The organism is Yersinia sp. FDAARGOS_228, from assembly GCF_002073315.2.
Taxonomy (GTDB): Bacteria; Pseudomonadota; Gammaproteobacteria; order Enterobacterales; family Enterobacteriaceae; genus Yersinia; species Yersinia intermedia.
In genome coordinates this window covers 85,061-98,962 of the sequence record NZ_CP020409.2, presented here as the reverse complement: position 1 = coordinate 98,962, position 13,902 = coordinate 85,061, and the positions used below count along the sequence as shown (strand labels likewise).

Here is a 13,902-nt window from a genome sequence, read left to right as displayed (position 1 = left end):
GTGCATCAGTATTGCCAGTTCAGGTTAAAGCCTACGGTCACCGAGTCGGCCTGGAAGCCATCGGGTTGAGACAGCGGTTTGCCGGCAAACAGGTCATAGCGGGTATTGAGCACCGTGCCGCGCACGCCGATGACACTGCCCGCCAGATGGTGGCCCAGCAGATAAGGCCCGCTGCGACCGCTCACTTCACCGTAGTCCACGCCGACATACAGCTCATGGCCTGGTAGCGGGGTATACCAGCCGAGATCATTGCGCACCGTCCAGCCGCGATCGGCATTCAGCGTGCGCTCGCCATCAAAACCGCGCACCGACCAGCGGCCGCCGATGGCGAACTGATCCTGTGGCGTCAGGGGGGTGTTGGTGCTTTGCCGCTGGTATTGCAAGTTGTAATGGAAATTTTGCGCCGCAACCGCAAAAGGAATATCCAGTTGCGCATTCAAACGCAGAATTTTGCTCAGGGCGGTGGCTTCACCGGCGTACTCTTCCTGTGCCGGCACCGCACCCAACCAGCGGGTGCCGCGCTGGTAGCTGACACCGGCATCCAGCGTGGCCTGCGAGATAAAGTGGCGGTGTTGCAGGCCAACGCGCCAGGCTGAGGTGCGGCGGCGCTGCACTTCAATTTCGGTGTCATTGATATAGTTTTTTGACGAACGGGTCAGCACATCGTAAGTAAAGGTGGTTTTCTGGCTGGCATTGCGGTGCAGCAGGCGGCTGAGTTGCAGCGTCACATTCTCACTGTCACCCCGGTATCGGATATCACCATTCAGGCCCGCCACCGTCTGGTGATAGTCATAGCTGCTGGCGGTGATGCCCGCTGTCCAGTAACCGAACGGCAGCGAGTAATGGCCGGTGAGGTTATTGGTGCCTTTCTCGCCGCGATTTTTTATTGAACCGCCAGCCGAGACATAAAACAGGTCACTCAGCGAAAGCGGGTTATCGAGAAACAGGGTCGCGCCACCTTGATAACGGCCGGTACTGCGGGTGCCGGAGTCATCCAGTGAGGCCGCCAGCCGCCACATTTTGCGCTGCTGCCAGCTCAGGGCGATATCGGTCTCACCGGGGGCTTCACCGGGGACCAACTCCATACTGGCTTGCACCGTGGGGACGCGCTGTAGATTCTCCAACCCTTGCTCGATATCACGCAAATCCAACAGGTTACCGGGGCGGGCGGGGAAGGCGCTGAACAGCGTGACATGGCGGTCACTGTCGGGCGTCAGCTCTACGCTGCGTATTTTGCCGGGCACTACGTGTAACGCCAGCGTGCCGCTGTTTAAGTCCTGCTGCGGGGCCAGCACCCGGGTAGTGACATAACCGTGGTCGATCAGGCGGTTTTGCAATTGGCTCATCAGCAGATTAATGCCCTGCCCGCCCAAACACTGGCCTTGCGCCTGATTGGCGAGGCGTTGCAGGGGTAACCAGCGGGGTAGAGGCTCGGTGCCGCTGAGGGTAACGCGGTCAATAACAAAGCAGGGTTTCTCAGCCGGAAAGACAATCCGGCCCCAAGAGGCCGCCGGTGCCGATAAGCGTACATCCGGTGTTGCGGGGGCCAGGCGCTCTTCCAATGCCCGTTGCCGTTCCTGTTGGTGAATACTCTGTTGAACAGGGGCTAATTCCGCACCAACACTGGATAACGGAATAATCAATGCGGGCAATAATATGCCAGCTATTAATATGAAATAACAAGGACGTGACACGAGGAGGCCCTTCCCCAATATTTTGGGTAGATAAATATAAAATAGATTGTGCGCATTATGCCTGTAAAAACGTTATTTTCAATGTGTTTCTTGTTGGTAAAATAAGCCAGTAAGAACATACTCGTTCAATAATAGGAAATAGCCTACAAGATAGTGGTTGGTGTGGGAAATATCTTATTTAATAACATTATTTTTAATGTGGCGTGAAAGAAAGTAAAGAGTAAATAGCACCGAAAATAGTCAGCCCCTCAACGGAGGGGCTGACTAACTTAGAACCACAGACGGAAACCAATATTAGCCGTTATCGGTGTTTCAATTTTTGAACCATTGAGATAATTCACTTCAGCAAAAATAGAAGTGTTACTGGCAACGGTGGTATCAACACCCACACCATATTTGCCGACATTACCGGAGAAATTATTATCGAAGCCAATACCGTTAATGGCGACTGTATTCGTTTTGATAAACTCACGGGCAATAGCCAGTTTAACGTAAGGGTTGACTGTCATTTGATTGACGGTATAAGAAGCCGCCAATATCGTGCCTAACTCACCTTGCACGCTGTCTGCTTTCGCCACGTCCGCAGCCATTCCGTTACTGAGGGTATAATCTGCACGACCAATACGTGAATAACTCACCTTGCCATAAGGTTCCAGCACCAAGTTGGTATAAACAGGTAACTGATAACCACTTTCTAGCGAGGCGCTCAATGCATTCTGGCTGTATTCTGCGCGCGCGCTTTGGGTACTCAGTTCATTATTAAAACGGTTAGCTTTCAACACCGTATCAACATAAAGTCCGCTTTTATCCAGATAGGTCAGGTAGAGGCCACCACTGTAACTGCGAATATCACCCTTTGCATCCGCGCGGTGAGTGGATTTGACATCGGATGAACTGTAGCCGGTAAATGCCCCAATTAGCACATTACCCTGGCTCAATCCCAATAGCTTATCGGCCCCGATCTCCATACCGTTCAAGGTATTCTTGAAAGCGACGTTTTTATTGTCGGACAAGCGGCTATTATCGGTGAGATAACGCGCCCAAACGCCGACCGTGCCATCAGCATCTGTTTTCAACTCGCCCTGGCGCTGGCGCAAGGTACTCAATTCCGCATTCAGGATATGCCGTGGTGCGGCCGCCATATTCAACACACCTTGTGCCGCAGCGCTGAGCACGGGAATTGCCGTGTTTGGCCTGTTCGGCGTTATGCCGGGGAGATCGGCTGCCTTGGTAGCCAAATACCAGTCAGTACTGCCATTGTTTTCCTGACTGTATAGTCCGTATTGGTAAACGCCTAAATCCACCACGCCGCCCGCATTAAGCAAACGGAACTGAGCATCGCCACGATTAATATGCACCAATGCTAGGCTGTTGGCAGATTGCGGTTCTTTACCGCTGTCCTGAACGGTAATACCAAAGTTACCGGTCGCCTGCTGCGAGACCGTAATAAAATCACCGGCATTGCTGGCAAGCTGGGTAGTCATCGCAAAATTACCCTGACCCGCCAGGTTTTCTATCTCCAGCCGGTTAAATTGCCCGCCAGCGGAATAGGGCAGCAGGTTGATATCCCCCCCTTGCATCGTCACATTGTTAATGCGGGTAACCAGCACCGGCCCCAGGACTTCAGGAGGAGAAACCGGCACCACACTCGCTCCTACCCAGGAAGGACCAAGGTCGACTAAGCCAGCCACATTGAGGTTCTCAATGGTAACATTGGCAGGCTGGGCGGGATTATTGGTGGTCACATCGCTGGTATAGGTATCATTATTGGTAATAAAAAGTTCCGTACCCGCCGCGATATTAAGATAACCTTTCGACTGGCTATTGAGTCCCAGACTCATATAACCGCCATCATTAATCTGGCTATCTGTCGCAATCCCTGCGGTTTTAACCTCAAGCAACCCACCCTGATTCACAACGGTACCGGTCACCACAGCATTGGTAACCTGTAACCAACCACCATCATCCACGGTGGTATTATTAGCTGTACCGGCACTGCTCCCGTTGGTGACAATAATCATGGATTTTGAAACCACACCATTATTAATGACGCCGCCGTTACGTACAATTTGTCCGCCATTATCGACGACTTCATTGTTGACGGTTATACCCTCTACAATCGGTGTAAAAGCCAATACCTGAACAGGTAATGTAACCAAAGATAGACTGATAGCACTGGCCAATAATGTTTTTTTCATAAAACCTCAATAAGGGTGAACGTAATGAGATGATGTCATATCACCCATTGTAAAAAGAGATGCACGGCCCTTGGGGCCGGTTGAACGTCATGTTTATTAACGGCGACATACATTGAGGGAAATACACTGCCACTCAATCGCACTGAGTCTCAAGGATTATTCTCTCCAGATAAAAAATGTGGCTGTATATTTTTAGCGTGATGAAAGTAGCACAGTTCAGCCTGGAGTTATAATAGGGTTGAGGTTGTTTTTTTAGCTAGGCGTGGAAAAGAATGAAATATACTCAACTCATGAAATAATAACTTTAATTTATATTGAGACTATTCTTGATGTATCATCGAATCTATTTTATCGCAATGACCGGGGTAATACAGCGATGTGATATTTAATACTGCCATCATCCGCTTTCGGTGAGCGGAGCTAACGGGTTTCCGCCGTGTACAGGTGTTGTTGGCATTGAGGGCACGTCTTTGGCCTACGGCATTCATGTTGGCAGAGCACACAGAAATAAGTCTTTTGTGGCAGAGTAGCCCTTGGTCGTGGTACCACCATGCTGGTGCTCCCTTCGATGTTTAAGGTGCGGGTTGTTGGTGAAGATATTGGTGCTGTTCTTATCGGGTATCGGTATTGGCAATCCCTCTCCAGCTGGAAATCGGGATGTTCCTGGTCATGAATGAATAGACGCCCTGCAAAATGCGAATGCCGCAATTGCAGCGGGTTATAGCAAGAAGGGCAATAATAGTGCTCAGTTATGGAACTTGGAGATAGATGTGTGCTATTAACCTGATGGCCCTGTACCGTTAGGGCTGTTCTGATGTGTTGATACATGATGACATCCTTAAGTACCCCAAGTTTTATACGTGGCTAAATCAACCTCCGGTCAGTGCGGTGGTTTATGGAATTGGTTTGGGGTGATGAGAGAGAAAAGCTTATAAGGTGGGAAGCTCGAGGCTTAAAAGCCATTTTTAGATGTTTTGATGCTGTGAATACCGGTCTGGCAGGGTTTACAGTATTTCTCCCCATGGTAGTTAGCCGTGCATTTCATACAGTGCCAATCTGTTTTCTGAACCTACGGTCTAGCCTCAGGGACTAACCTGCGCAGTGTCATGACCCTGTCGATTTCGTCCTGTTCCGGATTGAGGTAAGGGCAGTCATTACGACGGCGCGTTTCTATAGGCTGCGCAATGTGTCCAAACTAGGGGGACCTGTCTGTTCCAGCGTAATGAAACTCCACCGGGCAGCCACACAAATAGCACACGTATTTATGATTGAATGCTGACAGGGCTGATGTTAATCGTCCATGGGTGTTGATTGTGATGAATGATTTTGCGTACATGGTATTCTCCTTTCTGCCGGATTTCAGGCAAGTGTCATCCGCCTCTTGAGGGTAGATACCGATGCAAGTGCAGGTGTGAAATCTCGGGGGGCGAAAATCGTGAAGAAGGTGGGGTGTTGGTTAATCCGGTAAACAACGGATCACAAGGGGCTCAGGGCGGGACTAGGCGATACGTTCATTTAACCCTGCTTCCAGTTCGCTTTTAAGCCAGCGAGAGCTTCTTCCGAGCTTGATGGGCATGGGGAATAGTCCATGACTGATAAGCTTGTAAAACCATTTATCCGATAGCCTCGTGAATTTTTTAATGGAAGCCATCGTGACCATTTGGTCATCAAGTAGTGTAGGCATCCGAATTCTCTCTCGTTAAGTGAAATGAGCGAGAGCGTTGTATGATGTTATCAATACTCAATGTTCGTATCTGAATGTCATCACGTGCTGCTTCTCATTTCATTCGTCAAAGAGATAAAAAATCACGGAGTCCCCTGTGGCCCTGCGGTCACCTCAGTCTATAGGCGTTATTCTCTGTCGGGTCTTCGCCGATAAGCGTTCCGGTAGTCAGCATCCGTCAACAGGGGGCGATATCCTTATTTTAAATATCGTCATTGTACATCACCGATGTACTTGCTTTTTTATTTGAATGGTCTTGGGATATTACGACGGCCTGTGTCACGCAATTAATTGAATTTTATAATTAATAACTGGATTTTGTAGAGTATCCAGCGATGCCGTAAGACGTGGGGTTTTATTGAGCCGTTGACCAGGTTATCTCGTCGGTGCTGCGGTGCGTAATACACCCGATAGCGTTCCAGGTGGACTGCGTCAATAATGACCCTGGTGAGGCGCTGACGCAGTACCTGAACTCACTGTGCTAACCGAGGACACAGCAGAGTATGATTACTTAGAAGGCATACCGCACGCCCAGCATCACATCATTCGACGTCACCGAAACCTTCGCTGTTTTACCATTTCCCTTAGGGGTCGTGTAATTCGCTTCAACATCTCCGGCATCGAGGTAACGGTAACTCAGGTCCATACTCACGTTATCCATGATGGCCCAGTTAACTCCCACCCCCACCGCCCAGGCAAAGTTAGTTGCGCTGCCAGAATGGTTACCGCTTTTTACCGAACCATCAACGATGCCCGTGCTGATTTGGGTATCGGTATCGACCGTGTGGTGGTCCAACGACAGGTGGCTGAAGCCTACCCCGGCAGAAATCCACGGAGTGAAGGGGGTGCTGTTACGCATATCCCAATACGCATTCATCAGTACGGTCTGGAGTTGAACCTCCAGGTTGTTCTCTGTTTTGCCTTCAAAATCGGGATAGCCCCAGGGCGCTTCATTGTAGGTCATGCTGTTATTGGAATTGGCTTTTCCGTAACCGGTATATTCCAGTTCCAGACGCAGCGGCGCATTGAACTGCGGGTGAAAATCGTAACCCGCCGCCAGAGAGCCGGCAAAATTATTGTCACGCTGGCTGCCAAAACCATCCGAGGTCCCGTCTGATGTATAGCTCAGGGACTGGTTACCCAGATTCATTATCCCCACCCCGACCTTACCCGAGAGATAGAGCCCGTTTTCAGGCGCGGCAACCGCAGAGGCCGACACCAGTACCAGTAAACCCGACAGCAACGTTTTATTGAATATTATCATTACATTTCCTTGTGAGTAGAGTAACGGGTGCGATAACACCTTACGGGTCCAGGGCCCCTTGTCACAACGGCAGGGTAAGTGCTTAAAAAAGCCACAGCCCGCTTTACCTGTAGTCTCATCGCTACACTCTTATTGATAGAATATAACGATCGATAATATACTATCGATCGACATTATCGATCAATAAAGAAGTGTAAATATCAACAAAAGCATGCCAGTTTAGGAGAGTTATGCGCGGTTTCAGGGCCATAAATCTGATTCAGCCAGCGTGTCGATGAGGTCAGGATGTGGGGGTTGGGTGTTCCCAGCCGTCTATAACTCACGTTTATAACGATGGCGTATAGGCTTTGAACCCAGGAAGCGCTGAACCTGTTTGTGGGCTGATGATGCACTGACGGAGGCAGTCTCAGCCATTTGTCGGAATGAACGATTCGAATGCCAAACCATGATCGATTTAGATGTCATTTTGCATTCAACGAGAGGGTGTTAAAATTTACCGTGTTTAGGCATGAGAATAATGGACACGATTAAAAAATGGTGGACATCATTGTCGCTAAATAAGACAGATTATACGAGACGGTCTGGGCTTGTCGCTTACCCGTCAGATGAAGCAATGGCTGTTTTGGCGATGATGAAGCCGTTGAGTGGCAATCGGGATTTCATCTTTCCCCGCCGTATCAAGCCTAATCAGCCAATAAATAGTCAAACCGTTAACGCCTCTTTAAAACGCGCCGGGTTCGGTGGCGTTCTCGTTTCATATAGATTGCGATCTATTACCAGTACAGCACTCAATGAACAAGGCTTTCCGCCTGATGTCATTGAAGCCGCACTTGCTCATGTGGATAAAAATGAGATACGTCGCGCTTATAACCGTAGTGATTATCATGAGCAACGCCGTCCTATGATGCAGTGATGAGCTGATTTCGTAAACAAGGGAGCATTGTTGAAAACAGAAAAAGGGAGTTAAAACTTGTGGTCTGAGTTTCATAGCAACGTCCCCCCTTATTTAAGGATAGCGTTGCGTCGACCAGTTGAACTCACAGCGATAAGCCGACGCTTCAAAAAATGATATGTGTTGCAGTCTTTACTGGCATTCGTGCAGGGACCGCTTGATCTGACAGATAAAATGAATACTTATAAAATTCTAACGCAATGTATTGAAGGTAAGAAAGTAAGTGGTTAGCATCTGCTCTTTCGGATAAAGAAAATGATTGTCTACGATTCACTTCTCGCCTTCTCCCTTGCCGCAATGTTACTTACCCTTACTCCCGGCCTTGATACGGCACTTATTCTTCGCACCGCTTGTGCTGAAGGTGGCAAAAAGGCTTTTTAGGCTGCTCTTGGTATTGATATTGGATGTTTTATTTGGGGAGCGCTGGTCGCATTAGGTCTCGGCGCTCTGCTGGCAGTTTCAGAGCTGGCTTACACAGTGCTGAAGGTTTGTGGTGCTGCCTATCTAGCCACTGCCTCATACAGTACCCTAGTTTATAATTTTATTGTCAGCCTAAAAACGTCCGCTATTTGGCAGCCAAGCTGCCTGCCAGAACTGTACCGGTCGGCTATGAGCGAAGAACGGAAGTTGAACAGATTTTTTACACAGTTAGTTTTCGAGTCGATTTTAATTCTTTCACAGATGAGTGAGCCTGGCACCTACCATAAACGACGGAAGAGTAACTGCGACCCGTGTCATCAATTATCTGACAATGGCACTTAAAAGGCTCACCTGATGTTGAGCATTCATTCAAATGTTCGTGTTCAGCATTAACGTTAAAGTCGATCGTAATGCTAGCTTCACTTATCCAAAAATCAGGGATTTGTTGCTTTCTTAACAAACGCGCGAGCATGGCTGCATAGTGGAGTACAACATAATGTCTCAGATTACAGTGGGGGGCACTCTTAGGAGGAGTAAGGAAAAACCCCATAGTGCTGAGGTTGTTATTAATAGCTAATAACTTTAACTGGCCAATAGTCCAGAATCCTTTGAAATCGTTGTTACGGCTTACAAAGTTCTCATTAAGAGCATTGGCTATGCCCCTCAGCTCAACTCGACGTGCCATTGTTTTCCTCGATTGCTTGGCAGAAATCATGATAGCAACAGTAAGCTCTAGTGATACCCCGCGCCAATCTTTAATGTGCTTTTCGTGATTCTGAATAGTTACTAAGTAATCAATATGCTTAGCTTTTTACGATGTCTGCTCTTGGCACTAAACCGCCTAAAGAACATCTGGCATCTTTGAGCGAAAAGCGGAAGTTAGCCTCACACGGACATAATCAGTTTGTAGGAAGAGCTCTAAAAGTGAATGGTTCGGATTACAGGAATACTTACAATAACGCCTCACTGTGCGAACCGCATGAAAAAGCCCACTCATGGTGGGCTTAAAACCAAACTATTGTCGTTCAGCCTGCGGTAGCGGTATGCAGTTAATTAACTAAAACCCCTACTGGTTGAGTTTTTACTAGAGGTCTAACACACCTGGCTCCAGGAGATATTCACTCAGCTCTGACGAGATCACGATTAGCCATCAACCACCCGGCCATCATGAAAGCCAACGGCGACACGACCAAAGAAAAACAGAAGGCTACCGGCCAAGCAATAATAAACGAACTGGCCCATGCATCCACAATGGTGGAGGTCATACCGAGATGAAGAATGGAGAAGAATCCAGTCATAAGGAAGGCCATCATCCCGGAGATGAAGACTTGGGCGGTGATCAAGATTTTCTTGCTGTGCATGCAAATATTCCTTTTACGGCGGTGCGAGCATGGGCAGCATATAGCTACCCACGGCATCACACCCAAATTTATTAGGGTGATGCCGTGGGTTCTTAAAACAGACTAATTCTCGTAGGATACGAGGGTCGGAATAACCGAACCGACCGATCATTTTTCGGCGAAAAGATTCTAGGCGTCAATCGGCAGCAAGTCAAACTTCTCAAAAAACGAACTTGGCGTACAGTTTCGTACAGTTGGGCTTCAAACCCCATTTACAACGTCCCACTGTGTGCACCGCGCGAAAGACGTCATATAAACAGGTTAACTAGACAGGCTCAGCCTCTAAAGTACCGCCAGAAATCCGCATGTTGTTCAGCTGTTCAATGCTGTAAGGCTTTGAGACCCAATGCCTATCAAACTCTTCAACACCGAAACTTTCATGATTGATGCCATTAATTGTGATGACGAGGCCATCAGGAAGCTCGACCTGATAGTTAGGCCTAACGCCTGTCCCGGACATCCCAATGCGGATGAAAATGTCTTTATCCTTTATTTTTCCATCGGTAGTTTTTTTTGTGATTTCAGCCAGATGCCTCGCCGTTGACTTCATTTTATCAAAGTGATCCGCAGGAATATCGCGAAAATTTCCGTCCCAAGCCTTGTCCATACAGCCTCCGCTGATTCTTATTACGCTAATAAGTTAAAAAGCAAAATGAGTGACTACGCACGAATAATAATTTCTATACTTTCCTCAGAAACATCATACTTTCTAGATAAAAGTATCTTTGCTTGTGAAATAGAGATCCCATCCGGGTAGGGTTCTTCTTCCTGTACAGTCTCTGGTGACTTAATCTCAACATAAGGCATCTTTTTGAAATTTAATTCATTTTCGTTAATACCCATGTCACTTAATGATGAATAAGCAACGGGATTCCTCGCGCCATCCCACATGCCAGGGTATGCGATTTTGGCATACTCACTCACTCTAATTAACCACCTCGTAGGGCGTGAGCCATCCCATTCAGGGCTGGTTACTACATCGGAAATTTTACCGATAAAAAAGGCATTTTTATGAGGGTCTGAAACGCTACCCCAGTCGTTATTATGATTATCGGCAGGGTCTCTATTCTGCACACAAACAACGTATTTACAGCGCGATGCGCGCTTTTCACTTAGGACCCATGAGCCTGAGCCACCATCACTCAACAAACGGTTAAAACCACGTGCGGTAAACACCACTACAGCCGAATCGTTCATATGCATCTCCTTTTAAAAAGTATGATGCAAATATATAGATTAATAATAAAAAGTAAATAAAAGTATTTTAAGGTATTTTTGAGTTGTAGCCCGTTCTTTTTTCAGTCGGTATATTCTCCGGCATTTACCATAACGCCTTATTTCACGTACCGCTGAAACACGCTCAGTCGCATTCTGCCGCGGGCGCCGTGATCCCTGGTTGGAACCACGAAAAACGCACATGATCAGTTTTGAACAGGTGCATGACTATACATGAAAGCGAGTAGCGTGGATTTCACTGCATTCTGGCAGCGAAACCGCCGAAAGGTCACAACAAGTTGTCACGCTGAGGTGGGGGATGTCTCTTTCGCCTGACGAAAGGGAAGATATATCCAGAGGGCTGGTAGCAAAAATCAGCATCAGGGAGATCGCCAGAAAATTATCAAGAGCGCCCTCGACTATCAGCCGCGAGATCCACAGACACGGAGGTTTAAAACAATATCGTGCAGCACATGCTGACAAAACAACATGGGATAATGCCCTGCGGCCTAAAACCTGTAAGTTAATTGAATGCCCCGCATTATGTATAGTCATTGCAGAGAAAATGCATCAGGGTTGGTTGCCAGAACAAATCGCCGGTTGGTTGAAACGCTGTTATCCCGATAACCAGGAAATGCATGTGTCACACGAAACGATTTATAAAACGCTTTTTATACAAACCTGGGGAGCTTTAAAAAAAGAGCTGCAGCAGTGCCTCAGAAGCGGAAGTGCAGTACGTAAATCCAGAACGACATCGCTTAAAGGGAAGGGATTAGGCTCAATCCCGGATGCGATACCCATCAGCGAAAGGCCATCTGATGTTGCAGACAGAGCCATACTAGGTCACTGGGAGGGAGACCTGATACAAGGTTCTAAAAACTCTATATTGTCACGATGGTAGAATGCCATTCCCGCTTTGTTAGATCTGTTTGGCGCGCAGCGCCAGCAGGAAGACAATGCAGTGCTAGCGATGTTGCAGGACGGGAGGTCGCAGGCCGATGCGCGTTTGAAGGTGCTGCTGGGATCTGATCCAGAACCTGCCTAACAACATCAAAGACGCCGAGGGGATATACGCAAAGAATTGGTGTTTGAAACATACACTGCAAAAGATTTCAATTTGTACCAAGTTGAATTTTTTTTCGAAAATATGGCGGAATATTATATATGGAATTACATGGTCATTTGCTTTATGTAGATATCACCCAGATCTGTGGCATCGGCTGTGCATTTTGCATGTATGCGGACAAGCACGCAACGGGTAAGAGTATGGTGCTGTCAACGCAGGCACGTGACAACCTGTCGGCGCTCATTAATGATCCGGCCGTAAAACGTATTTCCGTGAGTGGTGAAGGCGAACCGCTCAATAATATTAATACCTTTTACGAATTACTGGCATTGTCCCGCGGGGGCAACAGCTTTGAGTTTATTACCAGCGGTTTTTTTCGCCATGAGAAGATGGAAAAGATCTTTGATGAGATCAATCGTCTTGTCTCCGCTAATGGCGATACCTGTAATATTCGCCTCAGTTCCGATAGTCATCATATTGAAAAAGTAAAATGGCGCACGCATGGGTTTAGCCTGGATTATGCTCAGCGCAAAAAACCGTCATCGCTCAGTTTTTCATTTCGCTCGATCGATACCGATCGTGACTTCACGCGTGAATATCTGGTGAATGAACTGGCTTCTTGGGGAATTAACGCCTGCATAAAACCTGTCAGCGTACTGGAAGACAAATTATTGATCGGTGCGGACACGTTTAACATCGACTACAAAAATCTGGTACATCCGGCAAGAGATACGCCGGAAGGTTATCTGGATTTGCAGGGATATATTGCCGCGATTGAGTCCAAAGTGAATAAGCCTTTTACCTTTGGCAGCCTGAACCTTGCGCCACAGCTCAATGGCATCGACGTGACGATCAAACCCAACGGCGACGTGTTTCTGTACGGTATTGAGACCGATCGCGTGGCGAATATTCATTCTGATACGATAGACTGGCATCATCTGGCGACCCATGTGCGGGAAAATCCCTTGTCGCACGCGTTATATACCCAGCCATTAACCGAACTGCTGGCGCAGCTGGAAAACACTCCGCAACTTCGCACGATCATCGCCACCGCTAATAATCCTTACTGGCTGGTCAAAGAGATGGCGAAGCATTCCGGGCTGCTTGAACAATGGAAGGCAGCATGATTGATTCGCACTGCCACTCGTTCTACTCGAAACATGCCGTAGGCACTATCGACGAGCTTGTTTGTGCCTCGATTGCGGCGGGTGTGACGGTACTCACCATCACCGATCACGCTCCGTTCCCGGTGGATGCACAAAACCGTTTACTGGAATCGGAACTGGAGCGCTATTTTTCCGATATTGATAAGGCGCAACAGGCCTATAAAGGCGAGATCACACTGCTACGCGGTCTGGAACTGGATTATATGTCGGGTACAGAGCGTTATAACCGGCAATTACTGTCCCGCTATCCGATGGATTTTGTCATCGGTTCAATTCACTACGTTGCTGTTACCGATGAGTTGATGGTGAAAGTCTGGGAACTGCCCCGGTTAGCGGCAACCTCCTTTCTGGATAAGTACTTTGCTCAGCTTGAAGCATTGCTGGAAAGCCAGTTGTTTGATGCAGTTGGACACGCTGACACGCTGCTGCGCGCGATCCCGGAAGACGTGTTTTTGCGTCGCTTTGAACCGCTGATTGCGCCGCTCGTGCGTAGCGGTATCGCTTATGAGTTGAATGCTTCGGGCCTGCGCAAATCCAGCCTTGATCCGACAACGAGTAAAGAGATGACTGGAAGATGGTCTTATCCCTCCCGCGCTTTGCTGGCGAAATTACTGGAGAACGATGTGCCAATGACCATCGGGTCCGATGCTCACGATCCGCGCGATGCCGGAGCGGGGATCGCCGAGCTGGTGGAGGCACTCAGGCCATTAGGGCTTCAATCCATCAGCTATTATCAGCAGCGTCAACGCATTGATGTTCTGCTGGATGATCTTCAATTTCACACTGTGCCAGCGTCTCGCTAAG

General features: G+C 48.1%; 11 protein-coding genes and 3 pseudogenes. 5 read left to right on the top strand and 9 right to left on the bottom strand.

The window, feature by feature from the left end; translation table 11 throughout:
• Positions 1-5: 5 nt before the first annotated feature.
• The 6 genes from A6J67_RS00490 to A6J67_RS00475 form a co-directional block, all read right to left on the bottom strand.
• Entirely contained in the window at positions 6-1,694 is a 1,689-nt protein-coding gene (locus tag A6J67_RS00490) for a ShlB/FhaC/HecB family hemolysin secretion/activation protein (RefSeq protein ID WP_080608011.1), read from the bottom strand.
• A gap of 269 nt (positions 1,695-1,963) precedes the next feature.
• Complete coding sequence (locus tag A6J67_RS00485) at positions 1,964-3,892, bottom strand: autotransporter outer membrane beta-barrel domain-containing protein (RefSeq protein ID WP_080608010.1); 1,929 nt, start codon at positions 3,890-3,892, stop codon at positions 1,964-1,966.
• 420 nt (positions 3,893-4,312) lie between these two features.
• Positions 4,313-4,720, bottom strand: a complete 408-nt coding sequence (locus A6J67_RS23915) for a putative zinc ribbon protein (protein WP_105877051.1) — start codon at positions 4,718-4,720, stop codon at positions 4,313-4,315.
• Positions 4,721-4,844: 124 nt separating this feature from the next.
• Entirely contained in the window at positions 4,845-4,937 is a 93-nt protein-coding gene (locus tag A6J67_RS23910; RefSeq protein ID WP_192945356.1) for a hypothetical protein, read from the bottom strand.
• Between the two features lie 453 nt (positions 4,938-5,390).
• Positions 5,391-5,576 carry a helix-turn-helix transcriptional regulator gene (locus A6J67_RS23600; RefSeq protein ID WP_080608009.1) on the bottom strand — a complete coding sequence of 62 codons (186 nt, stop codon included), beginning with the start codon at positions 5,574-5,576 and terminating at the stop codon, positions 5,391-5,393.
• Between the two features lie 550 nt (positions 5,577-6,126).
• Positions 6,127-6,879 (bottom strand): outer membrane protein, encoded by a 753-nt coding sequence (locus tag A6J67_RS00475; protein ID WP_080608008.1) that lies wholly within the window; start codon positions 6,877-6,879, stop codon positions 6,127-6,129.
• Positions 6,880-7,480: 601 nt separating this feature from the next.
• On the opposite strand from A6J67_RS00475, the pseudogene A6J67_RS00470 reads away from it, so the two are divergent.
• Positions 7,481-7,789, top strand: a pseudogene (locus tag A6J67_RS00470) (tyrosine-type recombinase/integrase); the annotation flags it as partial.
• Positions 7,790-8,086: 297 nt separating this feature from the next.
• Positions 8,087-8,338: pseudogene (locus A6J67_RS23375) on the top strand (LysE family transporter); the annotation flags it as partial.
• Positions 8,339-9,369: 1,031 nt separating this feature from the next.
• On the opposite strand, the gene A6J67_RS00460 reads toward A6J67_RS23375, so the two are convergent.
• From A6J67_RS00460 to A6J67_RS00450, 3 genes are all read right to left on the bottom strand, one after another.
• Entirely contained in the window at positions 9,370-9,612 is a 243-nt protein-coding gene (locus tag A6J67_RS00460) for a DUF2798 domain-containing protein (protein ID WP_080608007.1), read from the bottom strand.
• 304 nt (positions 9,613-9,916) lie between these two features.
• Positions 9,917-10,258 (bottom strand): hypothetical protein, encoded by a 342-nt coding sequence (locus tag A6J67_RS00455; protein WP_080608006.1) that lies wholly within the window; start codon positions 10,256-10,258, stop codon positions 9,917-9,919.
• A 53-nt stretch (positions 10,259-10,311) separates the two neighbouring features.
• A complete protein-coding gene (locus tag A6J67_RS00450; protein ID WP_226967874.1) occupies positions 10,312-10,848 on the bottom strand; it encodes a hypothetical protein in 537 nt (178 codons plus the stop codon).
• A 343-nt stretch (positions 10,849-11,191) separates the two neighbouring features.
• Here A6J67_RS00450 and A6J67_RS00445 point away from each other — a divergent pair.
• The 3 genes and pseudogenes from A6J67_RS00445 to A6J67_RS00435 form a co-directional block, all read left to right on the top strand.
• Positions 11,192-11,787, top strand: a pseudogene (locus A6J67_RS00445) (IS30 family transposase); the annotation flags it as partial.
• Positions 11,788-12,030: 243 nt separating this feature from the next.
• Positions 12,031-13,059 carry a radical SAM protein gene (locus A6J67_RS00440; protein WP_080608004.1) on the top strand — a complete coding sequence of 343 codons (1,029 nt, stop codon included), beginning with the start codon at positions 12,031-12,033 and terminating at the stop codon, positions 13,057-13,059.
• Positions 13,056-13,901 carry a histidinol-phosphatase gene (locus A6J67_RS00435; protein WP_080608003.1) on the top strand — a complete coding sequence of 282 codons (846 nt, stop codon included), beginning with the start codon at positions 13,056-13,058 and terminating at the stop codon, positions 13,899-13,901. The genes A6J67_RS00440 and A6J67_RS00435 overlap by 4 nt, the downstream gene beginning before the upstream one ends.
• Position 13,902 lies beyond the last annotated feature (1 nt).